Annotated in this window: 17 protein-coding genes; 6 read left to right on the top strand and 11 right to left on the bottom strand. The window is 40.9% G+C overall.

Annotated features, from left to right (window positions below; all coding sequences use genetic code 11):
- Positions 1–2: 2 nt before the first annotated feature.
- From ACKPQ5_RS01410 to ACKPQ5_RS01455, 10 genes are read right to left on the bottom strand one after another with little or no spacing between them, the layout of a single operon-like run.
- Positions 3–677 carry a c-type cytochrome gene (locus ACKPQ5_RS01410; protein WP_407677304.1) on the bottom strand — a complete coding sequence of 225 codons (675 nt, stop codon included), beginning with the start codon at positions 675–677 and terminating at the stop codon, positions 3–5.
- A complete protein-coding gene (locus tag ACKPQ5_RS01415; protein ID WP_407677305.1) occupies positions 674–1786 on the bottom strand; it encodes a cbb3-type cytochrome c oxidase subunit II in 1113 nt (370 codons plus the stop codon). Before ACKPQ5_RS01415 ends, ACKPQ5_RS01410 begins: the two co-directional genes overlap by 4 nt.
- Entirely contained in the window at positions 1783–3195 is a 1413-nt protein-coding gene (locus tag ACKPQ5_RS01420) for a cbb3-type cytochrome c oxidase subunit I (RefSeq protein WP_407677306.1), read from the bottom strand. Before ACKPQ5_RS01420 ends, ACKPQ5_RS01415 begins: the two co-directional genes overlap by 4 nt.
- 7 nt (positions 3196–3202) lie before the next feature.
- On the bottom strand, positions 3203–3502 hold the full coding sequence (locus ACKPQ5_RS01425) for a hypothetical protein (RefSeq protein ID WP_407677307.1): 300 nt from the start codon (positions 3500–3502) through the stop codon (positions 3203–3205).
- On the bottom strand, positions 3495–4772 hold the full coding sequence (locus ACKPQ5_RS01430; RefSeq protein ID WP_407677308.1) for a hypothetical protein: 1278 nt from the start codon (positions 4770–4772) through the stop codon (positions 3495–3497). Before ACKPQ5_RS01430 ends, ACKPQ5_RS01425 begins: the two co-directional genes overlap by 8 nt.
- Complete coding sequence (locus ACKPQ5_RS01435) at positions 4769–5431, bottom strand: c-type cytochrome (protein ID WP_407677309.1); 663 nt, start codon at positions 5429–5431, stop codon at positions 4769–4771. The genes ACKPQ5_RS01430 and ACKPQ5_RS01435 overlap by 4 nt, the downstream gene beginning before the upstream one ends.
- A gap of 3 nt (positions 5432–5434) precedes the next feature.
- Positions 5435–5986, bottom strand: a complete 552-nt coding sequence (locus ACKPQ5_RS01440; RefSeq protein WP_407677310.1) for a DUF3341 domain-containing protein — start codon at positions 5984–5986, stop codon at positions 5435–5437.
- A gap of 8 nt (positions 5987–5994) precedes the next feature.
- The gene (gene nrfD / locus ACKPQ5_RS01445) at positions 5995–7416 is read right to left on the bottom strand and encodes an NrfD/PsrC family molybdoenzyme membrane anchor subunit (protein ID WP_407677311.1); all 1422 of its coding nucleotides are present in this window, start codon (positions 7414–7416) and stop codon (positions 5995–5997) included.
- A complete protein-coding gene (locus ACKPQ5_RS01450) occupies positions 7416–10799 on the bottom strand; it encodes a TAT-variant-translocated molybdopterin oxidoreductase (RefSeq protein ID WP_407677312.1) in 3384 nt (1127 codons plus the stop codon). The genes nrfD and ACKPQ5_RS01450 overlap by 1 nt, the downstream gene beginning before the upstream one ends.
- Positions 10796–11536, bottom strand: coding sequence for a cytochrome c3 family protein (locus ACKPQ5_RS01455; RefSeq protein ID WP_407677313.1), 741 nt, complete (start codon positions 11534–11536; stop codon positions 10796–10798). Before ACKPQ5_RS01455 ends, ACKPQ5_RS01450 begins: the two co-directional genes overlap by 4 nt.
- Positions 11537–11792: 256 nt before the next feature.
- On the opposite strand from ACKPQ5_RS01455, the gene ACKPQ5_RS01460 reads away from it, so the two are divergent.
- The 5 genes from ACKPQ5_RS01460 (at position 11793) to ACKPQ5_RS01480 (ending at position 17287) form a co-directional block, all read left to right on the top strand.
- Positions 11793–14009, top strand: a complete 2217-nt coding sequence (locus ACKPQ5_RS01460; RefSeq protein ID WP_407677314.1) for an FAD-dependent oxidoreductase — start codon at positions 11793–11795, stop codon at positions 14007–14009.
- Between the two features lie 67 nt (positions 14010–14076).
- On the top strand, positions 14077–15432 hold the full coding sequence (locus ACKPQ5_RS01465) for a hypothetical protein (RefSeq protein ID WP_407677315.1): 1356 nt from the start codon (positions 14077–14079) through the stop codon (positions 15430–15432).
- A 9-nt stretch (positions 15433–15441) separates the two neighbouring features.
- Complete coding sequence (locus ACKPQ5_RS01470) at positions 15442–15603, top strand: hypothetical protein (RefSeq protein ID WP_407677316.1); 162 nt, start codon at positions 15442–15444, stop codon at positions 15601–15603.
- Positions 15604–15627: 24 nt separating this feature from the next.
- Positions 15628–16329 (top strand): 16S rRNA (cytidine(1402)-2'-O)-methyltransferase, encoded by a 702-nt coding sequence (gene rsmI / locus ACKPQ5_RS01475; protein WP_407677317.1) that lies wholly within the window; start codon positions 15628–15630, stop codon positions 16327–16329.
- 16 nt (positions 16330–16345) lie between these two features.
- Positions 16346–17287, top strand: coding sequence for a Ppx/GppA phosphatase family protein (locus ACKPQ5_RS01480; RefSeq protein ID WP_407677318.1), 942 nt, complete (start codon positions 16346–16348; stop codon positions 17285–17287).
- A 37-nt stretch (positions 17288–17324) separates the two neighbouring features.
- Here the strand turns inward: ACKPQ5_RS01480 and ACKPQ5_RS01485 are convergent, their stop codons facing one another.
- Complete coding sequence (locus ACKPQ5_RS01485; protein ID WP_407677319.1) at positions 17325–19613, bottom strand: alpha-amylase family glycosyl hydrolase; 2289 nt, start codon at positions 19611–19613, stop codon at positions 17325–17327.
- Between the two features lie 114 nt (positions 19614–19727).
- On the opposite strand from ACKPQ5_RS01485, the gene mnmA reads away from it, so the two are divergent.
- Complete coding sequence (gene mnmA / locus ACKPQ5_RS01490) at positions 19728–20852, top strand: tRNA 2-thiouridine(34) synthase MnmA (RefSeq protein WP_407677320.1); 1125 nt, start codon at positions 19728–19730, stop codon at positions 20850–20852.
- The last annotated feature ends 11 nt before the right edge of the window (positions 20853–20863 follow it).

A 20863-nucleotide genomic window follows, 5' to 3' on the forward strand; every position in this document is an offset into this window, starting at 1 on the left:
TTCTAATTTTTGGAGGAACTTGTCAGATAAATGGACTGAAGAGCTTCGCCAATCCATTGATCTTTTTGATCAACGGTGTCTGATCTGATCGTTGCTACTTCATCCGTTGTCATTTCCCCAAAGTCATTTCCCCAAGCCTGCCTAACATAAGTTACCACATTAGCAATTTCTCTGTCGTCAATAGGAACCGCTGCCATATTGACTGCAGCAGATGTGCCGTATTTTTCACCTTTAACAGTAATTTCTCCTTTTAATCCCTTTAAAATGATCTTAGTGATTAAAGCCGGATTTGCAGAAACCCATTCTGAATCTGCTAATGGAGGATATTGATTTGGAATACCAAGACCATTTGCTTGGTGACAAGAAGCACATCGAAGAGCAAAAATCTTTTTACCGGAGTCATATTTTCTTTCTAATCTCTGAGTTTCCTTTTCTTCATCCGATAATTCTACAATTTCTTGTGGAGGGTGAATTTGAAAACCATTTGTTGAATGTGCTAATTGTATCGAACAAACAAAGATCAAGCACCCAAACATAAATACGAAAATAAGGGGTGCGATAAGGAAACCCTGAGTGGGGGGATGTTTTTCACGATTAAGTTCCGAATGAACTTCAACCATATCATCATCATTCATTACATTACTATCTTCTAAGCTTTTTTTTGTCTTATTACTCATTTATCGGAATTTAGTTCTGCAGCAGTCCACATTTGCATTTGTCCCCGATCTTTGACGAAGTCCCTTACATTAGCTACTTCCTCTGGGCTTACAGCAGATGCAGAATTACCCCAATCATTTCTAATGTATGTCAGTACATCAGCAATTTGCTGGTCTGTTAAAGAACCTGGTGGTACTCCCGGGGCTATCATAACACCATTGTATTTATCACCATTAACTTCAATTTCTCCCATTAAACCATGCATGCTAATTTTAATTATTCTTTCCTTATCACCGAGCACCCAGTCAGAATCTGCAAGTGGAGGGAATGCACCTGGTAGACCTAAACCAGTGGGTTGATGGCAGGATACACACCCTCCCCCGCCTGGACCGACTTTTGTGTAAATTTCTTTTCCGGATGAAATTTGGTCCGCTAACCAGGTCGGTAATTGAGTTGAGGTCGTTGGGACTACAACAAGTTCCGATGCATCCGATTCCTCCTCCTCCACGAAACTCATCTCAGGCAATTCATAATCTTGACGAAGTTCTTGAAGGTAAGCTACAATACGATTTGCTTTAATTCGTGGTTTTACGAGTCTTGTTCTGTTATCTTCTGAGATAATTTGTATAGAGCCAGATACATTAGAGTCCTTAATGTCATAGAGAAATGGGCTCGGCGGACAAATTGATTTTTCGTTTAAAGATTGTGGTTCGAAAAGGTGTTGGTGCAACCATTCATCCGAATATTCTCTCATTCCTAGGTTCGCTAAATCAGGACCTACTCTAGTATTTCCTATGTTTACTTCATTCTGCAAAATATAATCTCTCGCGACCGAAGGTCTTTTTCCCCATCCTCTTTCCACATCAAAACCAGCTTCAACTAATCGGACTTGTTGAGTATGGCATGTGGCACAACCAAGAGATAGATATTCGACGGCACCTTGTTGAGCAACACCAGAAAACGCAACAGGATATAAATCAGAATCCTCTGGTATATTTCCATCCTCGTTTAAAACAGAAGAAGTCGGAGACAAATCTCCAAATTGCTTGCGAGCACCTACTACAAAGGCAAGCCAAGCAACTGCGAGTGTGGTGAAAATTCCAAATGAAAATTTAAAAATATTATTCATACTGTAGAAGCCTTAGATACAAACTTTTTACTTCTTCCCGTATTTTCAAAAGGGTTAGGAACAAGAACCTTCCAAATATTGATTACAAACACCAATTGTGAAAAGCCTAGTATGATAAATGAAATTTCGGTGATTAGAAAATAGGGTTGAATTGAAGCAATAACAGAGTTTGTCCAGTCAAGAGCAGGTTGTTGGGCCAAAACACCATGAGTTAAACCACCAATTAGATAAGCCAGTAACAGCATCATGACACCCAAGGCTGAAGTCCAAAAATGGAATGATTTTGCAGATTTGGTAATTTCTTTTCCTGTAATTTTGGGAAGCATGTGGTACACCGCACCAAAAACAATCATACTGAAAAATCCATAAACGCGTTGATTGAAATGAAACTCATTAATGATAGAAAATTGGGTCAATTTGGCTACTGAAGGAAGCGAAAAGATAACCCCAATGTAACTTGATATTGTATATGAGAGAGTACCGAAAATAACAAATCTAAGGGGTAAACTACTCCATACTTTATCTATATCTTTAAATGCAGTGGCATGAAAATTTGTTGAGGCAACTGCTATGGGGAAAATCATTGCAATGCTCATAACTGTACCAATAGCAGGTATCCACATTGGTACAGGTCCACCTTCTAAGTGATGCACGACAGACCAAGGGGCAAGAGTTGCTATACACCAAAACCCAAAAATTGCTAAATAATACTTATCGATTGGCTTACCAATAATCGAAGGAATTATGTAATAAGCTACACCGAGAGCAAAAGGCGTGAGCCAAAGCCAAATTAAATTTTGTCCAAACCACATTGAAAGAACACTCTGAACCGTTCCTGGTGAAGGATTAATTTCAAGACCATTCCAAGCGATTAAGAAAAGTGCAGGGAACCACAAGATGGCAGCAAGTATGAACCACTGGGGTGCAATCGTGTCTGGGTATTTACGAGAGCGGTGGAGCACAATAATCAAGCAAGTAATGATTGCGTATGAGATAAAAAGTAGTGGCCAAACCTCATTAGGCATTTCAAGCATTTCATGAGAATTCATGTGTCCATCCAAAATACCAAGGAGGCCAAATGTTATTCCGAGATTCCATAATACTCCTGATGTAATAAGCAATACTCGTCCTCTAACCTCAGCTTGGGATAATCTAGCAATAATCCATATGCTTATTGCAAAAATTGAATTTCCACCCCAACCATAAACAAAGGCATTTGCTTGAGCTATTTTCACTTTTCCGTAAGTGAAGTATTCGAAAGATGAAAGAAAAAAAGGATCTGTTAATTTAGCAGCGGCAATGTAAGCGAGGAGTGCGGCGGCAAGTAACCACAAACCGGCAGAGGCAATAAAGAAAGAAACCACCCATTTTGCGGACTTGTCTATCACTTGTTCGTCAGTAAGTTTCACTTTTGGATTATTGGTCTTTGTTTGGTTTGGGACGGTAAGATTCAGTAACTTTTTGCATTGCTGATTCGAGGCTAGAATTTTTTTCGTTATGGAAATTAATAATTTTTGATTCAAAAATATTAGAATCATTTTTGAACTCCATGATTTTTTTACTTCTTTGGTCCGAAATCATACTTTGGGATTCAACATTATTTTCCTCATTAAAATACACTTGAAATAAAAAATAAGCTGATACCAAAATGATACCAATGATAAGTGAGAAAAACACACTACATCCATCTGCACGCTGTAATTTAGGATCACTCATGATGGTTTAAAGAGTCTAAAATTCTTGGGTCTCTCACGGGAATTAACTCAGCAACGTTTGAATTGAAGCTTTGTCGTACGGCACGCACACATAAACATCCAACCCCTATTAGGGTGGAAATCCCCCAAAATAAATGGAATCCAAGTACAGGACGGGCTTCGTATCCGACATATGCACCAGGAACAATCTCACGCCCCGGAATAATGTTCCAGTACAGGTCAAGCAGATGAAAAGCTAATATCCAAAGTGCAATAAAAGCAATTCGACCCCCGTTGATTTTATTCTTGTAGAAAAGTAAGTAGAGAAAAGGAAAGAAAAAGTGTCCAAAAATTAATCCCATGCTTACCCAAAACCAAGCTGAAGTTTCTCCTGTATTGGGGTTAATTTCTCTAATATTATACCAAAATGTTTCTTCTGGAATGTTCGCACTGTAGATCAAGAAATATTGAGAAAAGCTAATATATGCCCAAAAAACGGTAAATGCTAAGGAAAGACAGGCTAGATCATATTGATGGGCCTGTTTGTAAATACCGGTGAGGGTACCCTTTTTGAGAAGGAAAAGGCATCCCAAGATGGTGATTGCGAGTGCAGATCTCATTCCCGATGAAAAAAACCAAACTCCATACATTGTGGAGAACCATTGATATTCTAAACTCATGAACATGTCAAAAGCACCAAAGGTGAGAGCCAATGCCGTAGCGGGAATACCTATCGCTGAGACTTTCATACCGAGATGTGACCATTTTGGGTCACCATCCTGGTCTTGTGTAAATGAAACTTTTCTCATCCAATGGCTAAGACCGCAAAAAACTGCGAAGTATAAAATGATCCGCAAACTAAAAAAATAAAGGTTCAAATAGCCCGCTTTCTTTTGATGGAGAACATCTGTTGCAACAGTTATACCATCAACTGTTGGACTATCTGGGTTGATCCAAGACCATAAAATGCCAGCGTTATCTCCCCCAAATAAAGCCACAAGTAATAGAGGAGCAAAGCAAAGACCTAACCACGGAAAAGCCGCAAGTCCATGCTCCAATTGTCTCCTTACCACTGGTGTCCATCTCGAATTAAAAACTCTGAAAATCATGACTAACATTAACATCCCAATTGCAATGCTTAGCCAAAACGAGCAACCCCATAACCATCCAAGGAAGGGTGCTTTATCACCGCTTGAAAGTCCCAAGAATAATCCAACTAAACCAATTGCTAATCCAAGAACAGCACCGGCAAGTAATTTTAAATCAGTATCTTTTTTGGCAACCTCACTCATGATTTCTTATCAATTCCATTGGTAGCATCGCTCACATAGCTTTGTAGTGCTCGTAAGTATAGTACAATTGCCCATCGCTCACGAGGAGTGAGTTTGTCTTTCAGTCCAAGCATTATTCCGGAAGCAGAACCCATTGCAATTGCATTGTAGATTTGTCCGTCCGACCATGGTGCTGCTGATTCTAAGTAAGATCCGGATTGAGATGAATCTGACAGGTTACGCGGTGCTAACCCAAAATAAGAGGTGACTCCTTTTCCATCTCCATAATCGCCGTGGCAAACAGAACAGTGAATATCATATTTCTCTCTTCCCAAACGCATCAAATCGATATTAATACCTAATTCATTCGGTATTTTACTGAGCCATTTCCCATTTGAATCCTTACCAGTTTTGATCGAATCACTGAGAAACTTAGGTGTAGCAGAAAAAACATTGTTTTGAGTAATTAAGTTACCACGAATGGCAGTACCAATAACAGGTAAACGATCGGCCCGATTGTCCCCAAAAAAAGGATTTTTGGTTTGTGACTTGTATTTAGCTTGCCTGTCCATGTCAGGAAATACTTCGATTGGAGTATTTTCTGTCAAGTCGCCCCGGAATCCCATAATGGACACGATGCTTGCAGCAATGATGATAAATACTGGTATAAAATATCTCATTTTTTACTCAATTGATTCACGAATCATAGTGATCGATTTACCACCCACAGTCTTCAAAAATTCAGGAGTTTCTTCATCATCAAATTTAGGGTCTTCAATTTCGATAACAATCATATATTTATCATCTCCAGTTCTTCCGAAAGATGGATGTTCAAAAATAGGATGATTGTGTTGTGGTAATCGATTTAAGAAAAACATTCCAAAAAGTGTACCAAATGCAGCAAACAAAATAGTGAGTTCATAAAACACAGGGAATGGATAGATCATACTGAAGTATGGTTTACCACCAACAATCAGAGGATAATCGTAGTAATTCATGAACCACACAAGTAAAGTCCCGGTAAAAAAACCTGTAATTCCACCTGCAAGAGTAAAGCAGGGAACTTTTGAACGCCCCACACCCATTTGTGCATCTAAACCATGAACCGGAATGGGGGTATAGCATTCCCAATTCTTGAAGCCTTCTTCACGTACTTTGCCGGCAGCATCGTATATGTCTTTTGCAGAATTAAAAGTAGCAGCAACGCCGTATTTAATGTCCATTAGCTTACTCATTTTAGATTCTAATGTTTCCCTCCATGAGGGTCTGCTGCGGGCATAACTGATTTAACTTCTGCCATTGGCATTAGTGGTAAAAATCTCAAAAATAGCAAAAACAGAATAGAAAAGAAACCGAATGTACCAAAGAAGGTAAAGATGTCGACAACAGTTGGAGAATAATACCCCCAACTAGATGGGAGAAAATCCCGAGAAAGAGTAGTATTTGCGATTACAAAACGCTCAAACCACATTCCCACATTAACAAAAATAGATATGATCCAGACAAGCGGAATATTATTCTTGATTGATTTGAACCAAAATAATTGCGGACAGATTACATTACAGGATACCATTATCCAATAAGCCCACCAGTAATTCCCGAATGCACGATTGATAAATGCAAACCCTTCGTATGAATTAGCACCATACCAAGCAATAAAGAATTCCATCGAGTAGGCATAGCCCACCATGCTTCCAGTCGCCAATATGATCTTACACATATTATCAATATGCTTCTCGGTAATGAGGTCATGAAGTCGGAAAATTGCTCGTAATGGCAGTAATAGAGTAAGAACCATTCCAAATCCAGAAAATATAGCCCCTGCCACAAAATAAGGTGGGAAAATCGTAGTATGCCACCCGGGAAGATTTGCAACGGCGAAATCAAAAGAAACGATTGTATGGACGGAAAGTACTAAAGGGGTTGAAAGTCCAGCCAAAAGTAGATAGGCCATTTCAAAATTGCGCCAATGGTTGTTCGCATTTCGCCAACCCATAGCAAGTACACCGTAAAAATACTTCCGCCAAGTTTCTTTAGCACGATCTCTCAGAACCGCTAAGTCCGGTATCATGCCCATGTACCAAAACAATATGGAAACTGTAAAGTAAGTGGATACTGCGAAAACATCCCATTCTAAGGGACTTCGAAACTGTGGCCAAATAGCATTCGCGTTGGGAAGAGGGAATAACCACCACGCAAACCAAACACGCCCCACATGAAACAGTGGGAAAATACCGGCACACATTACTGCAAATACAGTCATTGCCTCTGATGCACGATTAATGGATGTTCTCCATTTTTGCTTAAGAAGGCATAATATAGCAGAAATCAGGGTGCCGGCATGTCCAATACCAATCCAAAATACAAAATTCACAATTGCCCAACCCCAATTAACAGGATTGCTATTTCCCCAAACACCTACGCCTGTTGAGACTAAATAAACGAGTCCCAATCCGGTGAAACTTGCAATGCCCATTGCAGTAATAAAACACCACCACCACCAGGTAGGTGTCTTCTGTTCGACAATTCCACAAATTTTCTCTGTTACCCAATGAAAATTTCTTTTATTGAGCACAAGTGGAACCTCTTCCCACTTTGCAGGGTTCACTTTTTTCATCAATTCGGGTGAAATTACATCCGCCTGATCTGTTACCTTAGAAGACATTAATGCTTTTCTCCTTCTTTGGCATGGTTATCATGATCACCCTCTTCGTGGTGGGTTGGATGTGCTTTGTCATGGTATTCCCGAGCGGCATGTGGAGAAGATGCAAAATCTGGCATGCTGTGGTTCGGGTTACGGACTTTCGCTAAGAAAGTAGTTCTTGGACGAGTGTTTAGGTATCCAAGCACAGAATAATCGCGAGGGTTATTCTTGAGTTTACTAACTTCACTTTCAGGATCTGATAAATCACCAAATGATATACTGTCAGACGGGCAAACCTGTTGACAGGCAGTTTTGATGGTTCCATCAGGAACTTTAATATCTTCATTGCTCAGTTCAATATCTGCCCCATCTTTACCCGTGCTCAGCAAAGCATTTCTTTGTGCTTTTACTTTAACTTGGATTTTGGATTCCTGAATTCTTTGCACACAATAGGTACACTTTTCCATGACTCCGCGCATACGGACGGTGACATCTGGATTTTTGCCCATATCTGGAAGTGGGTCATTTTTCTTACCCAAAGGTCCTTTATACAGTTCATCGGTTTGGCGTTTATTCCAATCGAAGAAGTTAAACCTTCTCACCTTGTAAGGACAATTATTCGCACAATAGCGGGTACCGACGCATCGGTTGTAAGCCATTGCATTAAGACCTTCTTCATCATGCACAGTTGCATTTACGGGGCATACTGTTTCGCATGGTGCGGTTTCACAATGCATGCAGGCAACACCTTGGAATGAAACTTGAACATCGGACGGTAATTCTGCCCCATCTCGTGCTGTTGAACTAAAATATCGATCCAACCTGATCCAATGCATTTCTCGACCTCTCAAAACTTGGTCTTTTCCTACAATTGGAATGTTATTTTCACTCTGGCATGCAACGACGCAGGCACTACAACCTGTGCATTGATTTAAATCGATTGCCATACCCCACTGGTGTAAACCGGGGGTTTCAGATTTCTCGTAATTATGATCCGGGTGTTCATAAGAAGAATTTCCCCGAGGAGTAGTTTGAGCTTTAAATTTAAGATCAGCCTCTTGGTCTTTTCCCCAAATTTTTGGTGAATGGGATTCAGCTCCCATGTGAGAGGCAAATGCTTCGTCTGAAATATACTCCTCTGCGTTCCCCTCTCGTACAATTGCTCTTCCTTCCATGGACCAATGTTCTTGCACATTTGCGAGTGTTTCAAATTCACCTGTAGGTTCAATGGAAACATTGGATACGATTCGGTCGAAATTATTACCGAGTAGAGGATAGGCATTATATCCAGTCCCATTGCCTACTCGACCAACTTCTGTCCTACCAAGTCCAAGAGTTGCAATAATACTACAATCAGCTAAACCAGGTTGAACATAAAGAGGGCCTTCAATGGTTTGATTTTCACTTATTGAGAGTGTAACAATAGGTGCTTTTTGTTTACCATGATCGAAGTTAGCCGCATCCGGTGCAATTTCACCATTCTTGTTTAGCATCGTCGGTTCGGGAATAAGACCTAAGGACGGATATTTTTCCTCAAGGGTCTTGGCTAATGCTGGGCTTATTAAAAGTGCATTATCCCAAGTCAATTTGGAAATAGGGTCAGGACATTCCTGCATCCAACCATTGTTTGCGTAACGACCGTCCCATGCATGAAAATCTGGGATCAGTAAGACTTCTAGATTATCTAAAGTGGGGGGTTTTGGTATCTGTTCTTTATATTTACTTAATTCTGAAAGCGGAATTTCCTTCGAATAGTAAGTTGGAATTTGTTTTTCAACACCTAGTCTTAAGAAATCTTCATAAGAATCAGTAGAAGAGCGTTTTTCTTGGAGAGATTTTACAAAGTCATGGGTATTTTGAGAAGAACCTAACAACAATTGGAGTAACTCCAAATCTGCCATCGTTTCAAAAAGGGGAGCAAGCAAGGGTTGAACAGGAACAATTCCGGTTCCATCCCATGTCTCTCCTTCATCCCAAGATTCTAAATAATGGGACTGACCAATATGATAATCGCAAATAGAAGTAGTTTCATTAACCGAATCACCGAGGTGGATTTTATTTGAAATCTTATCTGATAAATTTCCCCAGTCCAATGAGCTTGAATTGTGAACAGGGTTGCCACCTAAAAATATAAGTGTTTTTACATTATCTTTACCAATTGCTTGCTGTAGCGACAACAAGTTTGAGGCTGGTTTATCAGTAACCTGATATTGCACCGTTCGCCCGATACAACCTAGTGCTTGGTTGATAGCATAACAAAGTAAATGAACTTCTGCGGGTAAATGACCGCCGGGTAAAATAACACTTGATTTGTGCTTGGAACATAGATCAACCGCACACTCCCTGATCCATTTTGCATGGGTTTTTAATACATTACCTCTTTCTTGAAGCCGTGTGATCTCGGCTTTAGATCCACTTTTTCTGATTGTGAAAATTTCTGCGGCAAGCAAGTTAGTAAATGCAATAAACTGAGAAGATTCGAGGCGTAACCTGTGATCTGCCACTCCACCCGTAATCGTCAGGTCAGACTCCACGCTGTAAAGACGATTCATCTTTTTGGCGTCCTTGGCAGAGAGAACTTTCCTCCCTTTCATTAACGCACGGGTATTCGCAAGTGAAAATGGTTCTCGGTTTCCTAGGAAATCACAATCCAATGATAACACACGAGATGCCTTACCCAAATTGGGAATCAATCGCAGACCGCTATCTGTTCCAATTGCATTACCTAATTTGTATTCGGGGGAAGTGAGATCAATTGCTTCATGTTCCGTCCAAATAACACCCTTTTCAATTAACAACTCAGAAAGAGCTTTTCTTGCAGTTGAACTTGATTTTTCAGCAAGGATCGCGACCTTACCTTCTTTCATCAGGTTAACCAAATCTTCTTTGACTTGATCCGAAGAAATGACATCCCAAGAGTCTTCATTTTCATTAGATCGTTTAAGAGAAGACTTGCTTCTGTCGGGATCGTAGAGATCTAAGACGCTAGCTTGTGCATAAATAGAAGTACCACCACCGTTGGGGATGTAACTAGGGTTTCCTTCGATTTTAGTTGGACGACCTTCGTGACTTTCAACAATTAATGGTGTGTGACCTTGTGCACTAGGCATTGAGGTTGCGTAGTAATTGGGTACGCCGGGGATAAGTTCCTCAGGACTTTTACCATAAGGCAATATAGTATGTTCTGGTCTTCTACAACCTGTCATACCCAATCCTGCAAGACCGAACGAAGCGGCCATTAATTTCATGAATCCTCGTCTTTGGACGCCTTCGAGCATGCTAGCTCCTTCCGGGAATTCTCTTTCTACCCAATTTTTAAAACTTGGCTTGCAAGCTAGATCATCGAGACTTTTCCAGTAACGCTTTCCGTTCTCTAAGGTTTCTTCGGTCACTTGTTTAATCATCGGTGGCATCCAGTACAGCTTAGGGGAGGATTAACACCCCATTTATTTTTGATATCCAGTCCAGCGTGAAATTGCGTAATGTGAGAATCTTCTTCCTCTTTCGATGCAATAGACCAAGCTAGATTAGTGACTTCATTCATCGGGCGAAGTGATTTCTCAGGGTTTCGATGGCATTCTAAACAAAATGCCATGCTGAGAGGTTTGTCGTGATGGACAACTTCCATCTGGTCAATTCTGCCATGACATTCCACGCAACTCACTCCGCGGTTCACATGTATCGCATGATTGAAATAAACATAATCTGGAGCCTTGTGTATTCGAACCCATGGTACAGAGGGTCCCTCGTTTAAAATTCCATCATCATTTAGGTCTTCCCCTTCGGACAGTTTGCCGTCCTTATTTTCATCCTCTCCGAAATAAGAATCACGAATTGGAGCGAGTAAAGGGGAATCCGCTTTTATGTTCTTATGGCAGGACATACAGACATTAGCAGATGGGATGTTGGCATGTGACGATTTATCAACGCCGTGATGGCAATAACGACAATCGAGACCCAATTGACCAGCATGAAAACTGTGGTCGTAAGAAACCGGTTGAGTAGGTTGATACCCAACTCTTGTATATTTTGGTGTTGCATAGTAAGTAATGCCTGCGGTTACTGTGCCTCCAATAATACCCAAAGATAAAATAACTTTTACTGGTATTGTATTTACCCATCTAGGAAAAAGATTTCTCATATCAGATAGCGTAAGCCTCGCAATAAAATCCGAGCGGTTTTAAACCATTCTGGGCGAGAGAAATGGTGGGGAGATAACAAATAAATGAAGCGGGCTTAAACACTCCAAATAAACTACAAATATGAACTGTGCCTTACAATACCAAACATTTTAGCTGCAAACTATTAACTAGGCTTAATTTCGGGTATTAGATCTGCTTAACGAATTCGACTCTTGCATTCTCGTAAACAAATGACGAAATGCTGTATTACAAATTTTGAAAACATTATCGCAAAGAAGTGATTTAGTAGTAATAGGTTCCGGTTTAGCAGGGATTTGTGCTGCGGTGAGTGCGTCCAGGGAGGGTGCTACTGTTTGCTTGATCGAGTCAAGGTCTTGTATTGGTGGAAGAATAGGAAAAGAAATTCAATTTCCGTATGATTTTGAAGGCACGACCAATTATGCTTACCAACGGGAGACAGGTATTTTAGATGAAATTAAAACGACTATTTACCAGGAAAACCAAGAAGGTAATTATTGTGGTCAGGAAAGAGCATTGATTAGTTGGATTAGGAAACAGGAAAGAGTCGAGTTATTTTTAGAAACCCAACTTTTCGAGGTGAAAAAAAATTCGGCAGGGGATAAAATCGAATCAATTATTGCCATATCTAGCCAGCGTGGAGGCCGTATCATTTTTCGTGCACCCTACTTCATAGACTGTTCCGGAAACGGTACTTTATCTCAATTGGCAAATGCTCCAGGAGAAACAGGGTTAGATAAAAGGGAATACGAGAAATCTTCTGCCTCATCTACTCCGGTTACATTTCGAGCTGCTGCCAGTATGCAGTTAACAGTCTCTGCGAAACCGATTCCCTTTAAGTTGCCCTCCTGGGTTTCTTTAAAATGGGAGGAAAACCATCAGTCTGCGAAACTTGATTTACTCGAATCTTTAGATAAACAAATCCAGGGAGTCCATAATGTGGAATGGTTAGGCAAAGCAAAAAACGAACTCTCTGTTAATTCTGCTGATTTAATCTGGTCTGCATGGGATTATTTAAAAAATCGCTCTCCCATGGCTGAGCGAGCTCAAAATTGGTTCTTGGAAGATTTTTCTCCGCTCACCCTAAGTTCTCAAGGTTTTAGAGCAACCGGAGATTATATCATTACGCCTGAGGACATGGAGTCGGGGAAGCATTTTTATGATTCAGTTGCTTTAGGTCGTGCTCCACTTGATGTAGCTGATTCTCTTTTATGCTCGCCTCGAGGTAAGATCGCCCTCCCCCAACCTTTTGAAATTCCATTACGTGCTCTTTATTCCAGTAAGGTCAAAAACTTGTTTTTCGCGGGAGAGCATTCTTCTGCAACAAGTCGCGCATCAGCAAGTTTTTCACATCCACCTACTTCAGCACAGATGGGTGAGGCTGTGGGAGTATGTGCTGCATTTTGTATTTCTAAAAATAGACTTCCTCGAACGGTTGCCAAAGTTGGTAACGTTCATGCACTACAAAAAAGATTAATGCGGGTTAATCATAACTGCAGTCTTTTGCCCATAGAAGATTCAGATAACTTGGTTCCCGAATCCAAGGTCATCGCTTCTACAACCTTGGGCAGTTTTGTAGGAAAGAGTACCGCAGAGAAGCTCGATTCTTGCCCGCTCGAGGGATTGATTCAATTTCCCGTTTCATCGAGTTCGATTGATGAAATTTATTTGTATTTAGAAAGCAGTGAAGACTGTACTGTAGAATTCCGTCTCCTTGAATGCTCCTCCAGTTTAAGTACTACGCCAGGAAGTTGTTTGGTTTCCAGTTCGCAAAAAATAAAAAAAGGCGGGGCACGATGGGAGAAAATTGCATTGGAGTCTCCTGTTGCAAAAAAAGGGTGGCATTTCATCGAATTCACCAACAATCAAAAAGTTATTTTTTACGAACAATCAAACACCGCGGTGGGGCTACTTTTTCATCGGTCTATTAAAGAAAGTAAATCGGGTTTTCTAAATCCATACTCTCGCTATTTGCCGAGTCTGCCTCACTCCCCTCACCTCTCCAGTTCGCTTGCATTAGAAGTTTTTCCTCAGCAGCATGTTTACGATGTGGGAAATGTGATAAATGACAAAATACGCCCAGACCATTTACCCAATTTATGGATCTCTGAAGAAACTGACTTTCGCTTTCCTGAGTATCTCGAATTTCATTGGGAAGAACCGCTGGATGTCTCCTCAGTCGAGATTATCTGGGATGCTACTCTTGAATTTTTATTTCCCTCTCGACCCCAATCTTTTGCACGTCCCATTGTACCCTCGATTGTGAAAGAATATAAACTATATTACATGAATGATGTTGGTCATTGGGAAGAACTGTTGGAAGTCACTAATAATGAATTCGGATTTTCTCGCCACTCTTTTGAAACTGTAAAAACCCGTGCGATTGAAATTGAAATAATCCAGACTCACGGTTTAAATCGAGCACAAGTATATCAAGTCCGTGCCTATTCATGAAATTAATCAGTTTGCATTCCTTTGATTTGCCTTACATGTTTGAAAACATAACTAACCAATTTTGCCCATGAATGCCCTTGCCGTACTCTTTCGCTTATTAAGTCTGCTTTCAGTTGCTGGTCTCGCCGCATACCTTTGGATATTGTCCGAGACCAAAAAAACGCAAAATAATGTTTTCCTAGATAAACAAGTAAGAAATGGCTACTCAATCTTACAGTCTGCAAAAGAGGCACAATGGAAAGATATTTCGACAAAACGAAGTGCTTTTAATGAAGTTTTTGACGATAACCAACCTGTTGGTTTGAATGACGAAAACCCACTGGCCGATGCACTTTCTAATTTGCGAACTGCAGAAGATGGAATTTTGAGAAACCCAGATTATCGTGATGCCTTGGATGAACACTCAAAAGAATTTGGAGCGGGTACTTTTATTTGGGACTCGGAAGCAAAGAAATGGAAGGTAAACCCTTCGGTTAAAGCGGATTCAATTGCTAGTTTAAAAGATCCTTTCTCCGATGAAAAACTTTTCCCCAAAGAAGATGTGCAAAAAGAAGATGGTTCCATTATTCCGGGTGTGTCTCGAGAAAATCGTCTTCGAACCTTGCTTGGAATGTTTTACAAAGACAGGCACGAAAAATTTTCTGAAATCGGAAAAATGAGAGCCAAGATCGTTGAGCGAGATGAAGCACTTCGTGAATCGCAAAACCTCTTTGATAAGATGAAAGAACAAAAGGAAGAGTGGGAAAGAAAATCTGGAGAGTTTGAAGTTAAACTGGGCCAAGTCGAGGCGGATTTAACTGCTGAGAAAGCAGACAGGAAGTCAGAAAAGGAGGCTGCTGACCAACAGATTGGAGTACTCAACAATAACATTGCAGGTTTAGAACAGCAGAAATTGGACAACGAAAAAGCACATATTGCTCAAATTGATGCTATGAAAGTTGAGCAAGGGGAGAAAATTAAAGCCCTTGGTAAAGAAATTACACTTGCGGATGCCTCTGGCTACAAAAGAGGAATTGATGAAATGATGGCAAAGCAGACTGGAGGAGAAAGTGTGGACGGGGATTCAGAATTATCGAGCAATCCATTTACTGCAGAATCGGACGGACCCCCCATTTTACAGGATGGTGCGGTTGAAGGCATCACTGAGATGAAAGAAATTAGTGATTTTGGGGTGACATCTACAATTGCCAGGATTGACAGCCGTTCAGGGATGCTCATGTTACCGATTGGTACCGATCGTGGAATGGCAGCAGGTGAAATCTTTACTCTGTGGAAAGGGAAACAAGAAGCCGCTCGAATAAAAGTACAAAGTAGCCAAAAAGGATTTGCACTTGCCTACATTCTACCTCGTTTTGGAGAACCTAATCGATTGCGTCCTGGTGATATTATCCAAATTGTTCCTACTAAAAAGAAAACTCTTTAATTTATCGTAATGAAAAAAATCATCTCAATTATTTCAGTTATTGGAATTAGTCTCTTTTTATCAGGTTGCTTTACCGCTTCCCCTGACGATTCCAAAATGCCTCAAGGTCGTCCCGCAAGTTGGGAGTATAGTTTACCGGGTGGTTTTGACCGTGGTGGTTTCAACCGGTAAGCCAAGAATCTCAATCTCAGTTCCATGAAAGTGAGCGATGCTCACGGTAGGTTGTGGTTAGTGGCAACTCCCATTGGTAATCTAAAGGATTTTTCCACACGTGGCGCTGAAGTGTTAGCCCAGGTGGATCAAATCGCTTGTGAGGATACTCGTATTACAAAAAGGCTGCTTAATTTTTTAGATTTAAACAAACCTCTTGTCTCCTACCGCGAGGAGAATGAAAAAGTTAAATCGCTTGAACTTGTTGAATTAATTGAATCCGGTCAATCGATTGCGCTTGTTTCTGATGCCGGTTATCCCGGTATTAGTGATCCTGGATTCCGGCTGGTGCGAGAATGCAGAAGGCGGAAAATTGAAGTTTGCCCTATACCGGGAGCCAATGCGGCAATCACTACTTTGGCCGCCTCTGGCTTGCCTACGCATCAATTTCTTTATCTTGGTTTTTTACCCAAAAAATCGGCCGCCGCCCAAAGGGTTTTTGAGCAATGGAAGGAATTTGAAGGCTCTATCGTTATTTATGAGTCAAAGTATCGAATTGAGAAGACTTTACTGGGGATTCAAGAAACCTTCGGTCCAGAACGATTTATTTGCATATCGAGAGAACTTACAAAAATTCATGAAACCTTTTATGTAGGAACTGTAGTGGAGGTTTTGGAAAGAATGAAAACGAGCAGTTCCAAAGGAGAGTTTACACTGGTTATCGCCCCGGACGGATACAGCTTATAATCAAAATATTACTCGGATGAATATTGCGGTTTTAGATATCGGTTCCAATACCACTAAAATTTTAATCGCGGCAAAAAATAAGGCCGGCAAACTGGAGTCGGTCGCCGAAAAAAGTTACCCCTGTCGTTTGGGTACCGCTTTATCACAAGAACGCCCAGTTCTTTCTGTTGTATTGATGGAAGCTACGATCAAAGTAATTGATCAACTTCTATTATTTGCCAGTCCATTCTCCCCAGTTAAAACCCGTATTGTTGCAACAGAAGCACTTCGCCGAATGGAAAATGCGGATCTGTTAATTAAAGAAGTGCAACATCTATTTTCTTTAAATATCGAGATTTTGAGTGGTCCAGAAGAAGCTTTTTTTATCGCCAGTGGATTATTAACAGATCCCGCCCTTGAGGAGGTTTCCCAATTTTGTGCGATCGATTTAGGTGGGGGGAGTCTGGAAATTATGCGGATTCGTAATGGGGCATGTGAAAGTGTGAAGAGTCTTCCTCTGGGAGCTGTTGTGCTTGCGGAGGAATTCCTCGGTAATTTGGAGAACAAACCGGCTCAAGAGGATAGGATTAGATTACAGAATTATGTCTCTACCACTTTGGCAGATAGTTGTACGGCTTTGCTTCAGGACTGTTCACACCTTGTGGGTTCAGGAGGGTCAATCGTATTTCTCAGACAACTGATTTCTTCTACGAATCAACTCGATTTTGAGAAACAATCTAAACTCACTGAAGATTCAATTAAAGTAATCTCAAGAAAAATGAATGGATTAGATTTGGCATCCCGTTGTCAGGAGTTTCCCCTTCTGCCTGCCGATCGTGCAGATGTTTTTCCCTCTGCCATCCTAGTTATCTTAGAACTTTTGAAATTTTGTCAATTAACCAGCATTACTCATTCTTTTCACAACTTACGCTATGGTGTCGCGGAAAGTATAATGAGTTCGGTTTCCACTTCAAAATGAAGGTTAAAAAAAGAGTCACCGTTATTTCTCGTCCCAATTATCCGATAATTTTCCAAACCTGCAGGCAAAGAGGTGGCATAGTACCAAGTATTGAATCACTTTCTCCTAGCAAAATAGTTTCCTTTTTACCGTAACAGATTGCAGGTAAAGGAATATTAATTTCCTGTTCACTAGGGTTTACTAAGAGGAGCAAACAATAGGACACACTGACATTATTTTCCGCAAAAATAATGTGGGCTATTGTATCATGTGGGCCTTTTACACTGATATATCGATCTTCTGCAATAAAATGATAGGGTCGGAAAAGTTCACCCTCTTTGGAACTGCGTAATGAAATGAGCTCTTTTGTCCAATTATGGAAATCTTGAGTTTCCCTAAAAAGGTTGTAATCGAGGGCATTTAAGTCGCCTCTTTGATAGGTGTTTTGAACGCCATTTTTACTTCGTAAGTAGTCCTGTCCAGATGCAATCATCGGTATCCCAGGTGAAAGGAGCAGTAATCCTATGGCTAGTTTCGCCTGGGCGATTACTGGAGCAGGAGGTCGGTCGTTTTTCCAGTCATCTGGGGAGCAAAGTCGATCGATAAAGGTAAGGTCATCATGAGACTCAAGGTAATTAATGGATTGCCACGGATGAGTATTTTGCTCGTCCAACCTTCCCTTGAGTAAATTAATAATTTCGCATTGCTTTCCATTCCCTCGGACAAAGTGAAGGAGTTTTTCACGACAATTATCACTCCATAAACTATATCCCGTCTGATTTATTTTTTCAGGCAAACGACCCCTAAAACTCCAGGGTTCGGCAATTAATATTATGTCGGGCTTTACTTTTAGTAACTCGTCCTCAATTTCAGACAGAAGATTGATTCCTAAGAGTTCACCAAGATCAAATCGAAATCCATCAACATCAAAATCATTGATCATCGAGACCAAACTATCAATCACTAGTCTTCGTACCGCACCAGACTCTGCATTAATATCATTTCCACAACCACTATGGTTATTCAGGTTTCCATTTTCATCCGTTGAGAAATAAAGTTCACGATCCAGAAAGGAGAGGTGGGACGGAACTCCGACATGGTTATAAACCACATCAATGATAACGGCTAGTTCTGCCTCATGGAACCGGTCGACAAGACTCTTAAATTCGTGTACGGCAGAACCATCTTTTGCATTACTTGCATAGGCAGACGAGGGTGCAAAAAAATTAACTGACATATACCCCCAATGGTACTCCTCCTTTGTGCGGGCATCAAATTCATGAATGGGTTGGATTTCGATAGCATTTACCCCCAGCTTGCGAAGATAGCAATCTTCAGATTGGAGCCATTTCGAAAGGCCGCGAAACTCCATTCTTTCCATTTCAGATAAAGGAATAGGAGCATTTGTAAGTAGATCTCGAATGTGGGTTTCGAGAATGATTAGGTCTTGTTTTTGGGGTGTGCGAAAGGAGTGTTTTTTTTCTGATGGTTGAACTGTTAACGCGAGACCAGGCCCATTCCTTCCGTCCATTGCACGGGCATAGGGGTCCACAACTTCTTTTTCGAAAAGCTCGGACTCTCCCTTTCTTGTAACCTGGTGGACCGAGTATTTGTAGGGCAATCCTTCGCAATTATCCAAAAGAGTAATTTCCCAACAACCATCATGCATCCGAGTCATCGGATACCGCTCCATTCCTTTCTCTTTATATAAAAGTAAATCCACTGTAACCGCTCGGGGAGCAAAAACTCGAAATGAACTACCTTCCAAAGTTTGCTCATAACCAAATTTCCCACTTGGAACCACGTTTATCCATCGATCTAAGTTTTCTTTTCGGGGACCCTCCATTAGCTCAAAACACAGAATGTCCTGTCCCGTTCTTTGAGGATTAAAAATAAAATTTCTCGATCCAAGCTCGTTTATCTCACTTCTTGAAATCGGGTCATTTGGTTCCAACCAGACTTTCCTTTCAGTGACGAATTTAAAGGAGAATGTCTTTAGTTTCAAAGCAACTTTCCAATCGATTGACAATTGTATGATATTTTCTTCCGAATTTTTTGGTAGTAATTCCCATTGCGGTTCTCCAATTGCTTCTGTCCAACCATTAAAATCTGTGGCGAGGAATATCCTTTCTTTACTCAGTTCCAGCGAGGGGTAGTCATTTTTATTAACCAAAAAATGGACCTCTCCTCCTCTCTTAACATAACCTCCCAATCGTGCCGATTTTTCACTCTCAATAATTGAGAATGTGGAGCCAATCATCCCCGATTCTTCCACCAAATCTTCGGGTAAGCGCCCACCGTCCCAATCTTTTTCCAAAAAGACTAAGCCTTTGTTAATAGTTTCCATGCAAACATGCCCACCTCGAGAATACATAGCCTTATTGTCTTATCTACTCTTTCGCTCGAGCCAATCGAAAAATTTTGCTCCTTTTAAAAGAATTTACTAGTACCTATTGTCGAAATGAATGATTCTTCCGATAAACCAATTCTTGTCGCCCTATCGGGCGGGGTTGATAGTGCGGTTTCTGCCTTATTGCTCAAAGAGCAGGGCTACACTATTTCGGGAGTTTATGTCCGAACCTGGGAGCATGAGGATGATTTACTCGGCGATTGCCCCGGCGCTCGTGATCTAAAGGATGCGCGTTTGGTAGCGGAATTAATTGGTATTCCATTTTCCGTGGTAAACTTTATTGATTTTTACCAAAATGAAGTGGTTTTACCTATGGTGCGAGGCTATGAAAATGGAATTACTCCCAATCCTGATATTTTATGTAATCGAGCGATGAAATTTGGAGCATTACTAGAATACGCGGAAGAAAATGGTTTTTCTTCCCTTGCCACGGGGCATTATTGTAGAAGAGTAAAAAATTCAAATTCCACCGCAGAATTGTGGGAGGGAATAGATAAAAATAAGGATCAGTCTTATTTCCTTGCCCGCATTACTCAGAATCAACTTGAAAGAGCCCGCTTTCCTCTGGGGGAGATTACAAAGCCAGAAGTTCGTGAAATTGCCAAGAAATATGAGCTTCCCGTTGCAGAGAAAAAAGACAGTCAAGGTATTTGCTTTCTTGGAAAAGTAAAAATAGGAGAATTCTTATCTAATTTTCTCGACGACCAGCCTGGTGAGATTGTAACGACCGAGGGGCGAGTTGTTGGTAGGCATAAAGGTTTACACCGATATACCTTAGGTCAGAGACGCGGGATTGGGGTGCCATCCAACACAGATAATGAAAATTTTGTAGTCACGGGAAAGAATGAAGGCGAAAATCAGCTAATTGTTGCTTTTGATCACGAAAATGAACCTACATTATGGGGGCGTAAGTATGAAATTGAATCCCTGTCCTTCCTTACGGAAAACCATCCGACCGAACCGGTTCAATTATTGGGAAAACCCCGTTATCGAGATGCTTCCGTTCCCCTACTCTACCGTCCAATCAATTCCACGAAAGCGGAAATTATTTTTGAGCGACCCCAACGGGCTTTAACTCCAGGTCAAGTCTTGGCACTCTATGATGGAGAAAGGCTCATTGGAGGGGGGACTTACTGCTTAAGCTCTCTTGGTCGAGCAGATCAAAGCATTGAATAAAGGTTTCAGCT

The organism is Candidatus Seribacter sulfatis (assembly GCF_964187635.1).
Taxonomy (GTDB): Bacteria; Verrucomicrobiota; Verrucomicrobiia; order Opitutales; family Seribacteraceae; genus Seribacter; species Seribacter sulfatis.

Excerpts from the sequence above, each read along its gene's own strand:
- ACKPQ5_RS01410 (WP_407677304.1), bottom strand. The coding sequence starts at position 677 with ATGAGTAATAAGACAAAAAAAAGCTTAGAAGATAGTAATGTAATGAAT.
- ACKPQ5_RS01415 (WP_407677305.1), bottom strand. The coding sequence starts at position 1,786 with ATGAATAATATTTTTAAATTTTCATTTGGAATTTTCACCACACTCGCA.
- ACKPQ5_RS01425 (WP_407677307.1), bottom strand. The coding sequence starts at position 3,502 with ATGAGTGATCCTAAATTACAGCGTGCAGATGGATGTAGTGTGTTTTTC.
- ACKPQ5_RS01430 (WP_407677308.1), bottom strand. The coding sequence starts at position 4,772 with ATGAGTGAGGTTGCCAAAAAAGATACTGATTTAAAATTACTTGCCGGT.
- ACKPQ5_RS01435 (WP_407677309.1), bottom strand. The coding sequence starts at position 5,431 with ATGAGATATTTTATACCAGTATTTATCATCATTGCTGCAAGCATCGTG.
- ACKPQ5_RS01440 (WP_407677310.1), bottom strand. The coding sequence starts at position 5,986 with ATGAGTAAGCTAATGGACATTAAATACGGCGTTGCTGCTACTTTTAAT.
- nrfD (WP_407677311.1), bottom strand. The coding sequence starts at position 7,416 with ATGTCTTCTAAGGTAACAGATCAGGCGGATGTAATTTCACCCGAATTG.
- ACKPQ5_RS01450 (WP_407677312.1), bottom strand. The coding sequence starts at position 10,799 with ATGATTAAACAAGTGACCGAAGAAACCTTAGAGAACGGAAAGCGTTAC.
- ACKPQ5_RS01455 (WP_407677313.1), bottom strand. The coding sequence starts at position 11,536 with ATGAGAAATCTTTTTCCTAGATGGGTAAATACAATACCAGTAAAAGTT.
- ACKPQ5_RS01465 (WP_407677315.1), top strand. The coding sequence starts at position 14,077 with ATGAATGCCCTTGCCGTACTCTTTCGCTTATTAAGTCTGCTTTCAGTT.
- ACKPQ5_RS01470 (WP_407677316.1), top strand. The coding sequence starts at position 15,442 with ATGAAAAAAATCATCTCAATTATTTCAGTTATTGGAATTAGTCTCTTT.
- rsmI (WP_407677317.1), top strand. The coding sequence starts at position 15,628 with ATGAAAGTGAGCGATGCTCACGGTAGGTTGTGGTTAGTGGCAACTCCC.
- ACKPQ5_RS01480 (WP_407677318.1), top strand. The coding sequence starts at position 16,346 with ATGAATATTGCGGTTTTAGATATCGGTTCCAATACCACTAAAATTTTA.
- ACKPQ5_RS01485 (WP_407677319.1), bottom strand. The coding sequence starts at position 19,613 with ATGGAAACTATTAACAAAGGCTTAGTCTTTTTGGAAAAAGATTGGGAC.
- mnmA (WP_407677320.1), top strand. The coding sequence starts at position 19,728 with ATGAATGATTCTTCCGATAAACCAATTCTTGTCGCCCTATCGGGCGGG.